Genomic DNA, 331 nt, shown 5'->3' with positions numbered 1-331 from the left:
AGCGGCGGTCCACGTCCACGCCCCCCCGGTTCCCGCCACGACAGAGGGCAGTGCCGCAAGAGCGGCAGCGAGGATCGCGAGCACGACCGCGCCGGCGATCGCAGGGGCTGCGTTCGGCTGCGCTTGGCGCGCCTGCTCTTGCGCCTCGAGCGCAGCCTTGAGCCGATCGGCAACCTTGGCCAGGACGTGGGCGCGGCCACGGCTATCCCGTGCCGCCGCCGCCGCCGCCGCCGCCTCAGCCCGCAGCGTTGCGCGCTGGGCGCGTTCAGCCGCGGTCGCCGCCGACTCCCTCGCGGCCTGCGCCGCCAGAGCGGCCCGGCTGGCCAGCTCC

At 77.3% G+C, this 331-nt stretch carries 1 protein-coding gene; it reads right to left on the bottom strand.

Going from position 1 to position 331, the window contains the following annotated elements; all coding sequences use genetic code 11:
- The coding region (locus ACTIFU_RS19490) for a hypothetical protein (protein WP_439579984.1) at positions 1-331 on the bottom strand (331 nt) is incomplete at both ends.

The organism is Elioraea sp. (assembly GCF_051860475.1).
Taxonomy (GTDB): domain Bacteria; phylum Pseudomonadota; class Alphaproteobacteria; order Acetobacterales; family Acetobacteraceae; genus Elioraea.
The sequence above is the reverse complement of the archived record's forward strand: the minus strand, read 5'-3'. Positions and strand labels throughout refer to the sequence as shown.